This window comes from Halorubrum sp. AD140 (assembly GCF_034497445.1).
Classification (GTDB): Archaea; Halobacteriota; Halobacteria; order Halobacteriales; family Haloferacaceae; genus Halorubrum.
This window is the reverse complement of sequence record NZ_JAXRUU010000034.1, coordinates 16,746-34,468: the sequence shown is the minus strand read 5'-3', so window position 1 is coordinate 34,468 and position 17,723 is coordinate 16,746. Positions and strand designations below refer to the sequence as shown.

Sequence of the window (17,723 nt, the reverse complement as noted above, 5' to 3'; positions counted from 1 at the left end):
CGATGTTCGTCGAGAGCCCCTTGTCGTGCATCATGTTCGTCGTCGGGGCGCCGACGCGCGACTTGCTGTCCCGCTCGCTGGAGTCGAACGCGCGCCACTCCGGCCCGCGGTCCACCGAGTCCTGTTCGACGACGAGCCCGCAGTCGTCACAGACCGTCTCGCCGTGCTCCGTGTCGGTGACGAGGCTCCCGCCGCACTCGGGGCAGGTCGTGGTCCGCTCTGTCACCGATTCCGACTCCGCCTCCGCCGTTCGGTTTCGACTCGTTCGTTCCCGTTCCGTTTCCCCGCCGTAGTCGCGCGTACGTGTTTCTGTCATGGGTTCTACTCTGATCGAACTCCCGACTGAAATACTGTGGCCGGGTGGGCCGATTCGTTAACCAACAGTAAGTCTCTGAAGTATATAAACGTTTGGTGACGCACGTTATCACTCGACTCAGCAAAACGGGCCGAAAGGTCTGAAAACGGCCGTTTCGTGCGTACTGCTGCTGAGAATCGCTCGGCCGCCGCGGCGGCGATTCGCGTTCACAAGTATAAAAATCATGCAGGATCCCACGGTCGGGGCCGGTCTCCGGCCGTTGGATTCTGCACGCACCCGCGCCGTCGCACGCGTCCGCTCCCCGCACGCGTTCGCGCCCCGCACGCGTTTCACCGATTCCGGCTCACCGGGAACGCCACCCGGTCCGGCGCGTCGTTAAACCGTTCGAGGATCCGCTCGTACAGCCGGTTTTTCACGCGCTGTCCGCGGCGAGGGTGAGTGAGGTACCGGACCCGGAGCTCCACCCACGACTCGTCCTGCGTCACGTTGACGGTCGGCCGATCGTGCACCTCCAGCTCGACCGGCGTCTCCGCGAGCGCCTCGCGGTACGCCGCGATCCCCTCGGACATCTCCTCGCCCACCAAGTCGATCGCCTCCTCGGTCATGACCTCCCGCGCGAACTCGAGGTCGGTTTCGTAGGCGACCTGAACCCCCACTTCGTTCCACACGTACGGCGATCCGCCGCCGCCGAAGTTGACGACGCTCGAGGAGAGCACGACGCTGTTGGGGACCGTCACCACCCGCCCGGAGGGCTGGTTCGTGGTGACGAGGTCGCCGTTGATCTCCCACAGCGTCGTCACGAGGAAGTCCACCCCGATCACGTCGCCTTTCGCGTCGTCGATCCGGACGCGGTCGCCCATGCCGTACGGCTGTTTCACGGCGATGTACACCCACGCGATGAGCGACAGCAGCGGCTGCTGGAGCGCGAACGTGACCGCGAAGCCGATGATCCCGAGCGAGAACAAGAGCCCGAGCCAGTTCTCCGTCAACACGGCGAGCGTCGCGACTATCCCCACGAGCCCGAAGACGAGACGGAGGATGTTTCGGGTGTTGTACGCGCGACGCCTGTTCGTCGACTGCATCAGCACGCCGACCGCGAGCCGGTACGTCCCGTACAGCAGACTCCCGACGGCGAGGACGAGGAGGGCCCGCCCCACGACCAGCGCCGCCGGATAGCCGAGCAGGTCGGGCCAGTCGGCGAGGGCGCCGGTCGAGGCGACGAGCGTGCCGGCGCCGGCGGCTGCGACGCCGACCGCGACGGCGCCGAGTGCGATGGAACGTCTCACGCTCGTGGGTCGCGGGCGACCGGCAAAACGATTGTGACGCCGACCCCGCGGTGCCCTCGTCGCCGCCTTACTCCGCAGTGGCGACCCGCGCCAGCGCTCCCGCCAGCACCTCGGTCGCGGCCGCGCAGTCCTCCCAGGCGGTCCACTCGCGCGGGCTGTGCGAGATCCCGTCGCGCGAGGGCGCGAACAGCAGGGAGGCGTCCGTGACGCGAGCCACGCGCATCGCGTCGTGCGCCGCGCCGGAGTGGAGGTCGATCGCGACCCGGTCGGCTGCGTCGGCCGCGGCGTGAGCGGCGTCCCTGAGCCGGTCGCTCATGGGCGTCGGCGCCACGTCGAACGGGCGCTCGAACGCGGTCTCGACTCCCCGCTCGCGCTCCAGTCGGGCGAGCGACTCGCGCGCGGCCGCGACGATCGTCTCGATCGACTCCGTCTCGACGTCCCGGACGTCCACCCCGGCGTCGACGCGGCCCGGAACGACGTTCGTCGCGTTCGGCGAGACGGACAGCGACCCGACGGTGCCGACCGCGGAGGCGCTCGACTCGTCGACGACCGCGTTCGCGGCCGCCTCCACGTCGAGGACGAACTCGCTCGCGGCCGCGAGCGCGTCGGTCCGGTCGCCCATCGCGGTCGCGCCGGCGTGATTGGCCTCGCCCTCGATCGTCGCCTCGCAGTGGGTGATCCCCGTGATCGTCGTCACCACGCCGGCGTCCGCGCCCGCCTCCTCCAGGACCGTGTCCTGCTCGACGTGGAGCTCGTAGAAGGCGTCCCACGTCGCGGGATCGATCGCGTCGTCGCCGCGGTAGCCGATCCGGTCGAGCGCATCGCCCAGCGTCTCGCCGGCGTCGTTCTCGTACGCGAGCGCCTCGTCCGCGCCCGTCACGCCGGTCGCCACGCTCGACCCGAGGAGCCCGTTCCCGTACGTGCCCCCCTCCTCTTCGGTGAAGCTGACGACGCCGACCGGGCGCGTCGGCTCGACGCCCGCCTCTCGCATCGCTCGCACCGCCTCCAGCGCGGCGTACGTCCCGAGCGGCCCGTCGAAGATCCCGCCCTCGGGGACGCTGTCGAGGTGACTCCCGCTCACGACAGGAGCGGCCGTCGGGTCCGCGGAGTCGGGGACCCACGTGCCGAGGACGTTCCCAACCTCGTCGACGGCGACGTCGAGCCCGGCCTCCTCCAGCCGCTCCGCGAGTCGGTCCCGCGCGGCGCGGTTCGCCTCGCTCCCGGTCCGGTTCGTTCGCCCACGTTTCTCCGGATCGCCGTACTCGACTCGACCGAACGCCGCGTTCGCCTCGATGTCGTCTCGGAGGCGATCGGCGTCGACTGGCAGGTCCATGCGGAGCGTGGGGCGCCGCCGGAGTAAAACGGTTCGTGGTCGGAGGCGAGGCCGAGCGCGGTGAGAGACCGACGCGGACTTCGGGACGGCGAACCCCAAAGACACTTATCACGCCCGTGAGTGAACTCGACCGATGTCCCCACTACTGCTACAGGGCGGCGGGGCCGGTGCGATCGCCCTCCTGTTCGGGTTGCTGGTGTTGCTCGCACAGCTCGCCATCGTCGTCTGGATCTACCTGGACGCCCAGAAGCGCAGCGACCAGCCCGCGTTCCTGTGGGCCATCGTCGCGTTCCTCGCGCCGCTGCTCGGCCTGGTGTTGTACTTCATCATCGGTCGGAACCGGTAGGCGGTCGGTCACTATCCTCCCTCACCGGTCGCGCGTCAGCGAATGTGCCGTCCGGCGAGCTCCCACAGCCGGTCGGCGATCGCGTCGTCCAGCTGATCTCGGGCCACGCGCCACGCCCAGTTACCGTCGAGCGTCCCGGGCTCGTTGAACCGCGACTCGCTGCCGAGGCCGAGCAGGTCCTGCATCGTCGTCATCGCCAGCACCGCCTCGGAGCGCCACACCTCCTCGATGATCTCCCACTCGACCGCGCGGTCGCCGTCGGCGCCGACGTTGTACCGGAAGCAGTCGCGCTGGCGCTCGGGGAGGTCCTCGAAGTACCCGACCCACGTGTCCGTGTCGTGGGTCGAGGTGTAGCCGACGACGCCCTCGGGGTAGTGCATCGGCTGGTACGGGTTCCCCTCTTGACACCAGTCGGCGTACTGCGGGACGCGCATGCCGGGGAAGCCGAACTCGGCCATTAGCTCGTCCATCGCCGGCTCCTCGAATCCGAGGTCCTCGGCGACGAACGGGGCCCGTCCCAGCTCGCGCTCCACCGTCTCGAACAGGTCGCGCCCCGGTCCCTCGCGCCACTCGCCGGCGGCCGGGTCGTCGCTGTCGGCGGGGATCGCCCAGTACTTCACGAACCCGAGGAAGTGGTCGAGCCGCGCGACGTCGGCGAGCTCGAACAGCCGGCGGAACCGGGCGATCCACCAGTCGTAGTCGTTCTCTGCGAGCCGCTCCCAGTCGTAGACGGGGTTCCCCCAGCGCTGTCCGTCGTCGCCCGGGTTCGGCGGGACGCCCGCGACCGCCTCGGGGCGGTTCTCGTCGTCGAGCCGGAACGCCTCGGGGTTCGCCCACACGTCGGCCGAGTCGAGCGCGACGTAGATCGGCACGTCGCCGACGATCGAGACGCCCTCCTCGGCCGCGACCTCCCGGAGCTCGCGCCACTGGCGGTCGAACGTCCACTGGACGAACTCGCGGAACCGGACCTCAGTCGCGTGTCGCTCGCGGGCCTCGGCGAGCGCCTCGGGGGCGCGCGTCCGGAGCGGGGCCGGCCACTCGACCCACGTTCCCTCCGGTCGAGACTCCGAGACGGCCCGGAACAGCGCGTAGTCGGCGAGCCACGGCTCGCGCTCGCGGAAGGCCTCGAGCTCCGCCTGGACATCGTCTCCCGCTCCCTCGTCGAACCGCTCGAACGCGGTCCGCAACAGCGGGAGCTTGTACTCCCTGACCGCGTCGTAGTCGACGCGGTCGCCGGGGAACTCCGGGACCGGTTCGAGGTCGGGCGCGTCGAGCCAGCCGTCGGCGACGAGCCCGTCGAGGTCGATCAGGAGGGGGTTGCCGGCGAACGCCGACGGCGACTGGTACGGCGACTCCCCAGCGGCGTGTATCGTCGGGCCGATCGGGCAGATCTGCCAGTGGTCGACGTCGGCGTCGCCGAGGAACGAGAGGAACGCCGCGGCACCGTCGCCGAGGTCGCCGATCCCGTGGTCGCCCGGCAGCGAGGTGACGTGACAGAACACGCCGTCGGAGCGGTCGAATCGCATGGCTCTCCCTGCGCCCCCCACCGACTCAAGCGTTGCGTCCGCGTCACTCTCGCGGGCGGCGCGGCCGCGCGGCCGTGCAACCGGCTCAGTCGCCGCGCTCCGTCCGCCAGACGACCGCGTCCGCGGTTTCGAGGGTAATAGGGCCGGCCTGGTCTCCGGGCGCGGCGCTCGTCCCGGGCGCCGCGAGGGCGACGGTCCAGCCGGTCGGTCCGTCGTTGTTCCCGTCAAACCCGCCGCGGTCGCCCTCGACGCCGAGGTCGCCGAGGACGCTCGTCGGCGACACCTCAACTGGGGTCCCCTCGACGTTGCAGGCGACGAGCAGCGCCTCGTCCCCGTCGGGGTCGCGCCTGAGCGCCTGGTACACCACGGTTCCCTCCGTCGGGTGCCGGTAGCCGAACGCCTCGCCGCGGTCGGGGTCGACGTCGGCGCGGAGCCACGGCCTCGCCTGCCGGAACTCCCGGACGCGGCGGTCGAACGCGGTCCGAGCCTCGTCCTGGTCGCCCTCCCAGCGGTCGAGGGTGAGGTACTCGGCCACGTCCGCGCTCCACGCGAACGAGAACGCCTGGAGGTCGGCGGCGGTGAGCCGGTCGGCGTCAGATCTCTCGTCTTCGCTCGGCGCGTCGTCGTCGCGCGAACCGTCTCCGGAGCCCGACAGCGGCGTCCCTCGCACGGAGAGCAGCTCCGCGATCAGGTCCAGGTCGTAGTCGGTCGCGTCGACGAGGGCTGCGAGGGTCGTGACGAACCCCTTCAGCTCCGCGCGGGTCTCGAACCCCAGCGCCTTCAGCCGGGGGAACGCGTCGCGTTCGGCGTAGGACCCCTCGGGAACGTGCCAGTCGATCCAGGGCGCCTCCTCGGCGACGACCTTGGCGTTCCACGTCGGGTCGGTGTCCCGGACGAACCCCCACGGCGCGCGGTAGTTCGCGTGCAAGAAGTCCATCGGGACGCCCGACATCGCGACATGGAACCAGACGAGCGCGGCGGGGCTGTCGTACGCCTCGCGGATCGTCTCGGGCGGCGAGTCGGCGAGGTAGGGGTTGATGAGCGCGCCGCCCCAGTCGTCTGTCACCTCGACCTGCGACCCGCGCCGGAGCGTGTCGTGGTTCGCGACGCCGGTGATCCACTGGCTCCCCATCTCTCCCACCTCGCGCATGCGCCACCACTTCGTCGCCCAGAACGTCAGGAGCGCGGGCTTGTTGTGCGCGAACGTCACGGGCGACCACTGGAAGGCGTGGGGATGTTGCTCGATCAGCGTCCGGTACGTCGACGCTAGCTCCCAGTCTTCCCGGGGCCACGGCCGGCCGTCCTCGTAGATCATCCACGGGCGGTACTCGGTCCCGGCGACCCCGTGGACGACTCGGTCCATCTCGGCGAGGAACGCGTCGTCGTGGACCTGTTCGCCCGTCTCCTCGTCGTGGTAGGTGAAGTCCTGTGCGCCGTCGATCCGGATCCCGTCGGCGCCGAAGTTCGCTTTCCGCCGCTGGAGTTCGAGCAGGACCGCCCGCACGACCGGCTGGCGGTAGTCCAGGTGGAGCCCGTACATCCCCGGCCCCTCGAAGAAGGGGTCCGGGAGCAGCTCGGCGGCGGCCGCGTCGGCGTGCCCGAGCGCCACGTCGAAGACGACGCGGACCGGGTCGGGCATCGCGTGGCAAGCGGCGATGAAGTCGACGAGCTCGTCCGGCCGTCCCGTCTCCAGTATCGCCGGGTTCGCGGCCGAGAAAGCGCTCACGACCACGTCGTACCCCCAGTTGGTCTGGTCGGGGCGCTCGACGCCGACGACGACGGTCTCTCCGTCGACCTCGCGGTCGAGGCCGCCCTCGGGCGCCGCCCCGTCGACGTCGCCGGGCCGCCAGTACCACTGCCGCTCGTACGCCTGCGTGAGCGGCTCGACCGGCATGAGCTGGACCGCGTCGTAGCCGGCGTAGTTGCGCTCGTGGGGCGCGAGCGGCTCGCCGTCTCGGAGCTTCCGGGCGATCGACTCGAACCGCTCCGCGAGCGCCGCGAGCGACCCCGCCTCCGTCGACGTACCGGGGTGGATCTCCAGCATGCTTGTCGCGGGGTCGACCCGCGGCAGGCCGTCGTCCTCGGTCGTCGGCAGCGCCTCGTCGTCGGTCCCGAGCGACGCGAAGTGGTCGCGGTCGGGCCGCGTCGCGTCAAGGCGCGGCCAGTCGTACGCCTCGGCGGGCGCGAACGCGCCGAACGGGACCGAGTAGGCGAGCGGGTCGCGGACCGTCTCCCACGCGTCGTCGGTCTCCCTGGAGTCGTCGTCGTCGGGCGTCCGGTACACCAGCTGGTAGAGAGCCCCGAGCCGGTCGCGGGTCCCGACCGGGATCCCCTCGACGGCGACCCAGTGGAACTCCCCCTCGCGATCGACCGGGAGCCGGTTGACGCGGAACGCGACCTCGCGGAGGTCGTCGCGGCCGGGGTCGACGGGCGCCGCTCCGTCCTCGCGTCCGTCGTCCGAGCGGGGCGTGAACAGCTCGAGCCGCACGTCCTCGACGGGAACCCCGGCGGCGACGAGGTCGGGCGTCCAGAAGCCGAAGGCGACCCCCTCGGGGAGATCGGTCGCCGGGTCCGCGTCGTCCGGGCGGATCGGGCGCGCGCCGAGCCGCGGCGCGATCGCGCGCGCCGCCTCGAACCGGTCGTCGGCCGCCGAGCGGTCCGCCCGCGCGCGCTCGACGAGCGCGGCGGTTCGGTCGGACAGGCGGCGCGGCGCGGCGCCGCCGGCGGTGTCCACGTCGGCCTCGCGGCCGCCGCTCATTCCTCCGTCTCCCGGACGACCGCCACGTCGTCGACGCGGATCCGCTCCGTCCCGTCACCGTCGACGACGACGCACGGCTCGCCGGTGACCAGGTCGCGGTCCGCGTGGTCGGCGTCGACCGCGACGCTCGCCGGCTCGGGCGCGAAGTTGAGCGCGACGACGAGCGACTCCTCGCCGTCGCTCCGGCGGAACGCCACCACGTCGTCGGGGTGGATGTTCCCGCTGGCGACGATCGGACGCTCGTCGAGGTCGCCGCTTGCGACGTGGAACCCCACCCGATCGAGGTCGCCCTCGGGACCGAGCGCCGGGTGCTCGGCGCGGGTCGCGATCAGGCGCTCGTAGCGCTCGCGGACCTCGTCGCGCGCGTGGTCCCACGCGATCGCGTCGCGGCGGCCGCGCTGGCCGATCTCCTGGCCGGCGTACACCATCGGCACGCCGGGAAGGGTGAACGTCGCGGCGCCGGCGGCGGCCGCGGCGGCGTCCCCGCACTCGACGCGGTAGCGCGTCTCGTCGTGGTTCTCGATGTACTGGAGGAAGCCGGCGCGGTCCGGAAAGCCGATGTCCGCGCGCTGGTCGATCGCGTCGAGCAGCGACGCGGCGGGCTCGGCGCCGCGGCCCACCTGCCGGAGCTGGAAGTACAGGGTCGCGTCGAAGTGGACGTCGAACATCCCCTCGTGGAAGCCGGGGATGTACGGGATCGTCTCGTCCATCAAGAGGAACTCGCGGTCCTTCGCTTTCACCCGGTCGCGGAGCTCGCGCCAGAACGAGTCGGGCACGGCCCACGCCATGTCGCAGCGGAACCCGTCCACGAGCGGGGCCCACTCGTCGATCACGTCGAGGAGGAACCGCCGCACGTCGAGGTTTGCGTGGTTCAGGTTCGCGATCAGCTCCCAGTCGAAGTACGTCCCCGGCTCGCCGGACTCCTGCCACTCGAAGCGGTCGCGGTACGGGGAGTCCGGATTCTGATAGGCGTCCCGGAACCACTCGTGGTCGCGCGCGGTGTGGTTGGCGACGAAGTCGAACAGCACGCGCATCCCGTGGTCGTGGGCGGTCTCGACGAGCGCCTCGTAGTCGTCGCGGTCGCCGAGGTCCTCTGCGACGTCGAAGAAGTCGACGATGTTGTACCCGTGCGGCTTCCCGTCGTGCTGGAGGACGGGCGTGAGCCACAGCGTGTCGACGCCGAGGTCGGCGATGTCCGGGATCCGCTCCGCGATCGCGTCGAACGCGGCCCCCTCGTCGGCGTCGGCGAAAGTGCGGACGAACACCTCGTAGACGGAGGCGTCGCGCGTCCACGCGGGCGGTTCGTTGAGATCGACCGTCTCGAACACCGGTCCGTCCGGGCCGGCCGGCGCCGTCAGGTCGGGGGCGCTCGGTATCTCGTCAGCGCCGGGGAGCTCGCCCCGGTCGGCCCGCTCGACCGCGACCGCGTCGGCGACGCTCACCCGTTGCTCGCGGCCGGGTTCGCGGGCGACGGCGACGCCGTGGACGCGGAGCCGGTCCGGGACGGCGTCGGCCGGAACCCGGAGCGTGCGCCCGTCGTCGCTCGTCCGGAGCGCGTCCCGCGGGTTCCGCCGCCCCTCCGCGACCGCCGCCTCGACGTCGCGGTCGTCGACGACGAAGCCGACCGCGAGATCGGACGCCTCGAGGGCGGACTCGGGGTTCGGCGTCGGCGTCGCGCGGACGACGACCTCGGCGCTCTCCCCGGCGCTCGCGGCGTGCTCGCCGCCTCCCGTCTCGCTGTCCGCTTCTTCGACGGTCGCGTCGAGCCGGACGCGCGGGCGACCGACCCCCTCTTGCGCACGTTCGGCGCCGTACTCGATCGGGGCGTGATCGGCGTCGCGGTCGCGGATCGCCGTGCCGCTTCCCCCCGCCACGTCGACCCCCTCGTAGCTGGTCGCGAACGCGCGGACGGTCAGGAGGTGATCGCCGTCGGGCGCGTCAAGGCCGATCCGGTACCGACCGGGGACGTCCGGCGTGAACGACGTCACGGGGTCGTCGCCCACGGTCGCCTCGCTCTCCGGCGGCGCGTCGGCGACGCGCCAGGCGTAGCTCGCCGCCGGGTCCGGGTCCCGCGGCGCCAGTTCCGTCGTCTCGCCGGTCGAGAGGAATCGTGGGGGTCCGGGATGGTGCATGGGCCACCCATCGAAGCCCGGGGTAATCGGTGTTACCCTTCGGTGAACCGCGGCGAACGCCCACAGCCGGCTCGTTCGTCAAGGCTTTTACCGAGGGAATCACAGAGCGACCATGCGACTGCGAACCGCTCTCACAGAGCACGAACGTCGGCGCGGCGAGCGCTATCCGGCGGAGCGTCCCACGACCGCCGGCGCGTTCACGGGCGACGACGGCCGGCTGGTCCACGTCGGACCCGACGGTGCCGTCCACGACTGTTCGTACTCCCTGTCGGGAGTCGGCGGGGCCGACCGGCTCCGACTGGGGATCACGGCCGGTCGCGGCGTCCGCTGGTTCGACGACCTCACGACGACGCGCCAGCACTACGACGACGACACGCCGCTCGTCGAGACCGAGTACGACGCCGGCCGGTACACGGTCCACCAGTTCGACCTCGTCGTGGGCGACACGCACCTCACGCACGTCGAACTCCGCGGCGCCCCGCCCGCGGACGCCGAACTCGTCGCGGCCTGCGCGTTCTCGCCCGACATGGTCGAGGGGCGCGTCGGAAACCTGGTCCACGAGGGGGCTGGCCCCGACGGCGGGAGCGTCGTCGAGGTGTATCACCGTGCCGAACACGACTTCCTCACGGCGTCGACGGGACTCTCTGCCGCGCACGGCCAGCGGCTTCGCACGATCACGGAGCTGCTCGGCGGCGACGAGAACGGCTTTCCGCACCGCGGGGAGATAGACCAGCGCGAGGACTCGCGGCTCACCCCCGACGTCGTCGTCCGCGCCCCGTTCGAGCGCGACGGCCGGACCGAGCGCGTCACCCTCGCGAGCCGCGCCGTCGTCGACCGCCGGGAGACCCGCGACACCGGCGACGACGCGATGGACGCGCTCACGGACGGCCCCGACCGCCAGCGCCGCATCGACGAGCTCTCGCGGATCGCGACCGCCTACCCCGACGCCGACGACCTCCGCGAGGCCGCCGCGGGACGCGGTCCGAAGGTTCCGGAGAACGTGCCGCGCCGGGGCGTGATCGCGAGCGACCTCCGCGCGCTCGACCTGCTGACGGCCGAGTCCGGCGCCCGGATCGCCGCCCCGGAGTTCGACCCGTTCTACTCGACGTCCGGCGGCTACGGCTACACCTGGTTCCGCGACGAGGCGGAGGTCTCCATGGCGCTGCTCGGCGCGAGCGAGGGGCTCGGCCTCGACACGGACGAGGAGCTGCTCGCGACGGCCGCCTTCTTCTGTCGCACGCAGGACGCCGACGGCTCCTGGCCGCACCGGGTGTGGGCCGACTCCGGAAAGGTGGCGCCCGGCTGGGCGAACGCCCGGATCGAGGGCGCGAACGGCACCGTCGGCCCGAACGACCAGCTCGACCAGCCGGCGTCGGTCGTCGCGTTCCTCGCGCGGCTCCGCCGGACGCGGGACCTCCCCGCGGAGTGGCGCGAGCGGATCGACGCGACGATCGCCGACGCGGTCGCCTTCCTCCGCGAGACGACGGAGGAGGACGGGCTCCCGCGGCGCTGTCAGAACTGCTGGGAGAACGCGCTCGGTCGGTTCACCCACACCGGCGCGACGTACCTCCGCGCGTTCGCCGCCGTCGCGCGCGCGCCCGTCGACGACGAGACGCGCGTCGCGGCGGCCGCGGCGGCCGACGAGGCCCTCGCCGGGCTCAACGCGCGCTGGAACCCCGACGTTGAGCGGTTCCCGCAGCGCGCGAGCGAGGAGAGCCGCGACCAGCGGGCGGACTCCAGCACCTTCGCGCTCGCGAGCGCGGTCGTCGAGTACGCGGCCCTGCGCGAGGAGCGCGCCGACGTCGACGGCGCAGCCACGGACGGGGCCGGCGCGACGGTCGCCGCGGTCGAGTTCGAGACGTTCTTCGAGCGCGTGCAGACCCACGTCCTCAACTCGGTCGAGGCTCTCCGCCGCGAAACGGCGGACGTAGAGGGGCTCGTCAGGTTCACCGGCGACGACTGGCGCACGGCGGAGCAGGGCGCCGCGAAGGTGTGGTCCGTGTCGACGCTGTGGGGGGCGACGGCCGCCGCCTCGCTCGCCGGGCTCGTCCGCGAGCGGGACGGCGACGCGAGTCGCCTGTTCGACGTTGCCCGCGAACTGTACGCGCTCTGTGAGCCCGACGGCCCCTTCGTCAACGAGGCCGGGCTCCTCGCGGAGCAGGTGTTCGACGACGGCGACCTCGACAGCGCGACGCCGATCGGCTGGTCGCACGCGCTCCGCATCGACGCCACGGTGACGCTCGCGAAACACGGCGCGCTCCCGGTCCCGCACGACAGGCCGACCGGCCCCGACGAGGCCCCGCACTGGACCACGGGCCGGAAGTTCGGCGTCGCCACCCCGGCGGACCACCAGGCCGCCGACCCGGTCCCGGTCTGGTTCACGCTGACCGAGGGCGCGCTCACCGAGGCGCGCTTCCCCCGTATCGACGTGATGAACGTCCGGACCTTCGACTTCCTCGTCGCCGACCCGGAGACGGGCCACACGGTCCGGACCTTCGACGAGACGAGCCACGTGACCTCCACGGAGACCGTCGAGCGCCGCACGAAGCCGACCACCGACGACGCCCTGGCGTACACGCAGACGATCCGCGACACCGGCGGCGGCCACGGCCACGAGTGGACGCTGACCGTCGAGTACGCGGTCGACACGGAGGGCGACGCGATCCTCGCCGACGTCGAGTTCGAGGGGAGCCGCGAGTACGACGTGTACGCCCTCGTGGACACGACAATAACGAACGTCGGGACGAACGACCGCGGCGACCGCGTGGACGCCGCCGACGGGTACGACCTGGTCGCGCGCAACGACGACGCGGAGGATCGGCACCCGGGTAAACTCGTCGACGACGACGGCGAGTCCTTCGAGGTCGCGCTCGCGCTCACGAGCGAGAGCCGGTTCGAGTGGGCGAGCACGCTCCTGGCCGGCGGCCACGAAGTCGAGAGCCTGTTCGAGGAGGGCGAGCGCGGTCCCGGCCTGACGGAGTCCAGCGGCAACGTCATGCTCGCCGGCCTCGTCGGCAGCGGGAGGGCGGTCTCCGACACGCTCGCGCTCGGGTTCGCCGAGGAAGCGGACACCGCCGCCGCCCTCGAGGAGGCCCGGGGCGCCGTCTCGCGCGGGTTCGACGACGTCGCCGACTCGTACGTCGAGACGTGGCGCGACTGGCTGTCCGGCCGCGAGTTCCCGGACTCGGTGACCGGCGACGCGGACATGGAGACGCAGTACCGCTTCGCGCTGATGACGCTGGCCGCCGTCGAGGACAAGCGCCACGACGGCGCGGGGATCGCCAGCCCGTCGGTGCCGTGGGGCGAGACGGAGTACGCCGCGGAGGACCGCGGGTACGGCTACAACTTCGTCTGGTCGCGCGACCTCTACCAGGTGTTCACGGCGCTGATCGAGGTCGGCGAGGTCGACCGCGGCGCCGACGCGCTCGCGTACCTCTACAACACCCAGCAGGACGAGGACGGCTTCCTGCCGCAGAACACCTACATCGACGGCCGCACCCGGTGGGGCGGCGAGCAGATGGACAACATCGCGTTCCCGTCGGTGATGGCGTGGCAGCTGTACGAGCACGGCGTCGCGCCCGAGGACGCGGAGTACACCTACGACCAGGTCCGACGCTCGCTCGGCTACATCGCGGCCAACGGCCCCCAGACCGCCCAGGAGCGATGGGAGGAGGAGGCCGGCTTCTCTCCGTCGAGCATCGCGGCCGAGGTCGCCGGACTGGTCTGCGGCGCCGCGCTCGCGCTCGCGGAGGCCGAGCGGGTCGAGGAGGGCGACGCGGCCACCGCGGAGTCTCCCGACGCGCTCCGCGCGGACGCGCTCGCGTGGCTCGGGCTCGCGGACGACTGGGCCGAGCGCGTGGAAGAGTGGTGCGCGACGTCGACGGGCACCGAACGACACGCCGAGACGCCGTACTACCTCCGGATCACGGCCGACGGCGATCCCGAATCCGGGCGCCCGCGGACCATCGCCAACGACGGGCCGACGTACGACGAGCGGGAGATCGTCGACGGCGGCTTCCTGGAGCTCGTCCGGCTCGGCGTGAAGCCGGCCGACGACGAGGCGATCCGGAACTCGGTCTCGGTCGTCGACGACTCGATCCGCGTCGACACGCCGCACGGCCCCGCGTGGTACCGCTACGTGGGAGACGCCTACGGCGAGATCGCCGCCGGCGACCCGGGGGCGCCGTGGGCCGGCACCGGCGACGGCCGCGGGCGGCTGTGGCCGATCTTCACGGGCGAGCGCGGTGAGTACGAGCTCCGCGCCCGCGCAGACGGTCCAGACGCCTTCGGCGGCACCGACGAGGACGCGCTCGAACCGGACGCCCTCCTGGAGACGATGGCCGGCTTCGGCAACTCCGGGCGGATGCTCCCCGAGCAGGTGTGGGACCGCGAGCACCCGACCGACTACGGCTGGGAGTTCGGCGAGGGCACGGGCGGGGCGACCCCGCTCGCGTGGTCGATGGCCGGGTACATCCGGCTCGCGCACGGCGTCGACGCCGGCGAACCGGTCGAGACGCCGACCGTCGTCCGCGATCGCTACGTGGAGCGCGACGGCCCCGCGGCTCCCGACCTCACCGCTGACGTCGAGTACGGGGACGAGGAGGTGGTCGTCTCGGGCGAGACCGCCGGCGACGCGGTCGCGGTGTACGCGGCGGACGGCTCAACGCTGGTGACGCCCGGCGACGGCGAGTACGAGGTCCGGCTGGCTGCCGACCCCGACGACGACACGGTGATCGTCGCGGCGGCGGCCACCGACGGCGACGCGGACGCCGCCCTCGCCGACTTCGGCGGCGCCGCCACGTCGGTCGAGCGGCTCCGGCTCTGACGAATTCGCGAAATTTTTTAAAAAGCTCGCCGGTCTCACCCGAGCGCGATCACGTCGACCTCGCGGCTCCCGTCGCCCGCTCCGTCGGCGTTTTCCCCGTCGCCCGCTCCGTCGGCGTTTTCCCCGTCGCCCGCCCCGTCGGCGTTGTCCCCGTCGGCGTCGATCGCGACCGACTCGACGATCGATTCCCGCACGCGCTCGCGCCACGCTTCCACGGCCCCGGCGTGGAGGCGCCGACGCGTCTCGACGTCCGCGTCGGGGTGGGCCGCCGCGGTCTCGTCGACCTCCGGGTACGGGGGGACCTCCTCGATGAGGTCCGGCGGGTCGACGTGGACCGGCGAGGGAGAGCCGCTGCTCTCGCCGTCCCCGCTCGCGGGGCGGTCGGCGTCGGGGGCGTGCAGTCGGGCGCGCATCCGCCCGGAGAACGGCGGTGTCACCCGCAGGACGACCTCGCGGTCGCTCCGGAGGCTCGCTTCGAGCGCGTTCGCGACGTCGTCTCGGTGAACCGCGATCGACCGGATCCGCTCGGGGCTCGCCTCGTTGTCAGTCATCGCCACCCGCCCACTCCGCGTCCGAGAGGGTGCGCTGGACGGCCTCCTCTCCGACGGCGCCGGCGAGGTGTTCGAAGCCGGCGCGGACGCCGCGGTCGCTCGCGTTCGCCACGAGCCGCGAGACGATGAACTCCGGCGTCGACTTTCCGATCGTGCCGAAGCGCGGCTGGTAGTCGACGCGAAGCTCGAGGTCGTTCGTGAGTCCCTCGGCGAAGATGCCGTCTATCCGGGCCGCGTCGGGGAGCGGGCTCAGGTCCTCCGCGAGGTGGGTGACGTACACGCCGAGCGCGCCCCGATTGACGGTGAGCGTCACGAGCCCGTTCAGCAGGTCGGCGGCCCGTCCCGGCTCCGTGATCGCCTCGAACTCGTCGACGAGCATCAGCGTCCGCCCGTCCTCGACCAGCGGCGGGACGACGGACTTCAGCGTCGACTCCAACACCCCGGCGTTGAACGAGGCGTGCCGGCGGTGGAAGACGATCCGATCGAACGTCCCCACCTCGGCCGACTCGGCGGGCACCGGGAGCCCCATCGACGCGAGCAGCGCGACCGCACACAGCGTCTCCAGGAGCGTCGTCTTCCCGCCCGAGTTCGCGCCCGTGAGCACGCTCACGCGGTCGCCCGTCGGCGGCGCGTCGACGCTCGCGACACCCGCGTCGCCCCCGAGCGAGTGGGTCCCGATCGCGTACGACACCGGCTGGACGTCGCCGGCGATGAACGGGTTTCGCGCGTTCCGCACCGCGATCCCGTCGTCGACGAGGGTCGGCCGCACGAGGTCGTACGCGGCCGCGAACCGCGCGAGCGAGAGCAGGAACGCGGCGTCCGAGACGGCGTCCACCGCGCGGGCGACGTCGCTCTCGGGGGCCGGGTCGCCCTCCCCTCCGTTCGCCTCGTCCCCGCCTGCCCCCGACTGCATCCCGCCGATCCGCTCGCGGATGTCGGCGGCGACCGCCTCCTCGCGTTCCGCGACTTCCCCCTCCAGTTCCGCCGCGAGGTCCCGGAGGGTGGCCGAGACGAAGTCGGCGGCGTCGAGCGCGTCGTCGGGCGCGACCGAGCGCACCGTCGCCGGGTCGACGCCCGTCTCGCTCGCGACGTGGTCGATCGTCGCGGCCTCCAGCGCCTCGAAGTCGCGCAGCGAGCCGTCTCGGACCGCGTCGAGCACGTCGAACGCGGAGTTCGCCAGCTCCGCGGCCGCGTCGCGCCGGTCGCGCAGGCGGTCCAGCTCCGCGTCGGCGCCGCGGGCGATTTCGATCTCGCCGTCGCCGTCGGGACCGGTCGGATCGATCGGACCGCGCACGTCGGCGAGGGCGTCGGCGGCGTCCCGCAGGGCGTCCGCCTCCAGTTCGCCGACCGCCTCGAACGGGCCGCCGTCGAGCCCGACTTCTCGCAGGGCGAGGGCGGTCTCGACGGCCGCGAGGTCGGACCCCTCGGCCTCGTCGTACGCGTCGAACGCCTCGATCAGCCGCTCGCGATCGGCCTCGGCGAGCCCCTCCCACGCCTCGCGGGCGGCGACCACGCTGTCGAGCCGAGCCGCGACCGCCTCCCGGTCGTCGAGCGGCGTCAACACCCGGATCCGGTCGGCGGCGTGCGCCGTCAGGGCGTGGTCGGCCGCCAGCGAGAGCAGGGCGTCGTACACCGAGCGCGTGTCTCCGGTCGCGAGGACGTCCATGCCGGCCTCGCCGTTGGCGCGGCGGAGGATTCGCGTCGCTCGCCCGCGGTGGAGCCCGGCGTCGACGAGCGCCCGGACGTCGGCCGCCTTGATCGCCTCGATCGCCCGCGAGGTCCCCAGCGCGGAGACGAGCTGTTCGCTCGTCTTCGGGCCGATCCCCCAGTAGTCCTCGAGTCGCATACGCCGACGTGACGGCGCGGCGTCTTGGCGTTTTCGTCGCCGCGGCGACGCGCGAGCGACCGAGCCGCTGTCCGACGCCTCCCCCGGCCGCCAGCGTCAAACCCCGTCGGTTGCTACAGCGTCGCATGGCGACGGAATTCGCGGACGGTGTGTGGCGGTTCGAGCTGCGCGGCGTGAGCGCCTACCTCGTCGACGACGACGTGCCCACGCTCGTCGACGCGGGGACGCCGTGGGACGAGGCGGCGATCCGCGAGGGGTTCGCCGACGCCGGCGTGCGCGTCGCGGACGTGGGGCGGGTGCTGTTGACCCACTACGACCTCGACCACGTCGGGACGCTCGCGGCGCTGACGCCGGAGCTCGACGCGACGGTGTACGCCGGCGCGTTCGACGCGGCGCTCCTCCGCGGCGACCAGTCGCCGCCGTGGCGGAACCACAAGGGCGCGCTCCAGCGGCTCACCGGGCTGTTCACGACCCGACCGGACCTCGAAATCGAAGCGGTCACCGACGGCGAGCGGCTCGGCTCGTTCACCGCCTACCACACCCCCGGTCACACGCCGGGACACTTTGCGTACGTGAGCGAGAGGCTCGGGGTCGCGCTACTGGGGGACCTCGTTTCGGGATCGAACGGTGCGCTCGACTCCTCCGAGTGGATCGTCAGCTACGACACGGACCGGGTGCTCGACAGCATTCGGGACCTCGCCGAGCGCGCCCCGCCGTTCGAGGTGGCCTGCGTCGGCCACGGCGACCCCATCCCCGCGGGCGGAAGCGCCGCGCTCGCCGCGCTGGCTCGCCGGATCTGAGAAA

10 protein-coding genes and 1 pseudogene are annotated in these 17,723 nt (G+C 72.5%); 3 read left to right on the top strand and 8 right to left on the bottom strand.

Annotation, left to right across the window (positions count from 1 at the left end):
- The 3 genes from U4E84_RS10055 to U4E84_RS10045 form a co-directional block, all read right to left on the bottom strand.
- Positions 1-316, bottom strand: a 316-nt coding sequence (locus U4E84_RS10055; RefSeq protein ID WP_322531958.1) for a TFIIB-type zinc ribbon-containing protein, incomplete at its 3' end; no start/stop codon positions are given.
- Between the two features lie 329 nt (positions 317-645).
- Positions 646-1,602: a mechanosensitive ion channel domain-containing protein gene (locus U4E84_RS10050; protein WP_322531957.1), complete on the bottom strand. Its 957-nt coding sequence runs from the start codon at positions 1,600-1,602 to the stop codon at positions 646-648.
- Between the two features lie 67 nt (positions 1,603-1,669).
- On the bottom strand, positions 1,670-2,935 hold the full coding sequence (locus tag U4E84_RS10045; protein WP_322531956.1) for a Zn-dependent hydrolase: 1,266 nt from the start codon (positions 2,933-2,935) through the stop codon (positions 1,670-1,672).
- Between the two features lie 133 nt (positions 2,936-3,068).
- Between U4E84_RS10045 and U4E84_RS10040 the strand changes: the two genes are divergently transcribed.
- Entirely contained in the window at positions 3,069-3,281 is a 213-nt protein-coding gene (locus U4E84_RS10040) for a PLD nuclease N-terminal domain-containing protein (protein ID WP_322531955.1), read from the top strand.
- Between the two features lie 35 nt (positions 3,282-3,316).
- Here U4E84_RS10040 and malQ read toward each other — a convergent pair whose 3' ends face one another.
- The 3 genes from malQ to malA all read right to left on the bottom strand — a co-directional run bounded on the left by malQ (position 3,317) and on the right by malA (position 9,697).
- Positions 3,317-4,807, bottom strand: a complete 1,491-nt coding sequence (malQ, locus tag U4E84_RS10035) for a 4-alpha-glucanotransferase (protein WP_322531954.1) — start codon at positions 4,805-4,807, stop codon at positions 3,317-3,319.
- An 85-nt stretch (positions 4,808-4,892) separates the two neighbouring features.
- On the bottom strand, positions 4,893-7,565 hold the full coding sequence (gene gghA / locus U4E84_RS10030; protein WP_322531953.1) for a glucosylglycerol hydrolase: 2,673 nt from the start codon (positions 7,563-7,565) through the stop codon (positions 4,893-4,895).
- Positions 7,562-9,697 (bottom strand): alpha-amylase MalA, encoded by a 2,136-nt coding sequence (gene malA / locus U4E84_RS10025; protein ID WP_322531952.1) that lies wholly within the window; start codon positions 9,695-9,697, stop codon positions 7,562-7,564. The genes gghA and malA overlap by 4 nt, the downstream gene beginning before the upstream one ends.
- Positions 9,698-9,809: 112 nt before the next feature.
- Here malA and U4E84_RS10020 point away from each other — a divergent pair, with 112 nt between their 5' ends.
- Positions 9,810-14,522, top strand: coding sequence for a glycoside hydrolase family 15 protein (locus tag U4E84_RS10020; RefSeq protein ID WP_322531951.1), 4,713 nt, complete (start codon positions 9,810-9,812; stop codon positions 14,520-14,522).
- Positions 14,523-14,668: 146 nt separating this feature from the next.
- Here U4E84_RS10020 and U4E84_RS10015 read toward each other — a convergent pair.
- Positions 14,669-15,073 (bottom strand): annotated as a pseudogene (locus U4E84_RS10015) (hypothetical protein); the annotation flags it as partial.
- Positions 15,066-16,919: a DNA mismatch repair protein gene (locus U4E84_RS10010; protein WP_322531950.1), complete on the bottom strand. Its 1,854-nt coding sequence runs from the start codon at positions 16,917-16,919 to the stop codon at positions 15,066-15,068. The gene U4E84_RS10010 and the pseudogene U4E84_RS10015, both read right to left, overlap by 8 nt.
- A gap of 125 nt (positions 16,920-17,044) precedes the next feature.
- On the opposite strand from U4E84_RS10010, the gene U4E84_RS10005 reads away from it, so the two are divergent.
- Complete coding sequence (locus U4E84_RS10005) at positions 17,045-17,719, top strand: MBL fold metallo-hydrolase (RefSeq protein WP_322531949.1); 675 nt, start codon at positions 17,045-17,047, stop codon at positions 17,717-17,719.
- Positions 17,720-17,723: the final 4 nt, after the last annotated feature.

Bases quoted from the DNA above. Each gene is read 5' to 3' on its own strand.
- U4E84_RS10045 (WP_322531956.1), bottom strand. From the start codon at position 2,935: ATGGACCTGCCAGTCGACGCCGATCGCCTCCGAGACGACATCGAGGCG.
- U4E84_RS10040 (WP_322531955.1), top strand. From the start codon at position 3,069: ATGTCCCCACTACTGCTACAGGGCGGCGGGGCCGGTGCGATCGCCCTC.
- malQ (WP_322531954.1), bottom strand. From the start codon at position 4,807: ATGCGATTCGACCGCTCCGACGGCGTGTTCTGTCACGTCACCTCGCTG.
- gghA (WP_322531953.1), bottom strand. From the start codon at position 7,565: ATGAGCGGCGGCCGCGAGGCCGACGTGGACACCGCCGGCGGCGCCGCG.
- malA (WP_322531952.1), bottom strand. From the start codon at position 9,697: ATGCACCATCCCGGACCCCCACGATTCCTCTCGACCGGCGAGACGACG.
- U4E84_RS10020 (WP_322531951.1), top strand. From the start codon at position 9,810: ATGCGACTGCGAACCGCTCTCACAGAGCACGAACGTCGGCGCGGCGAG.
- U4E84_RS10010 (WP_322531950.1), bottom strand. From the start codon at position 16,919: ATGCGACTCGAGGACTACTGGGGGATCGGCCCGAAGACGAGCGAACAG.
- U4E84_RS10005 (WP_322531949.1), top strand. From the start codon at position 17,045: ATGGCGACGGAATTCGCGGACGGTGTGTGGCGGTTCGAGCTGCGCGGC.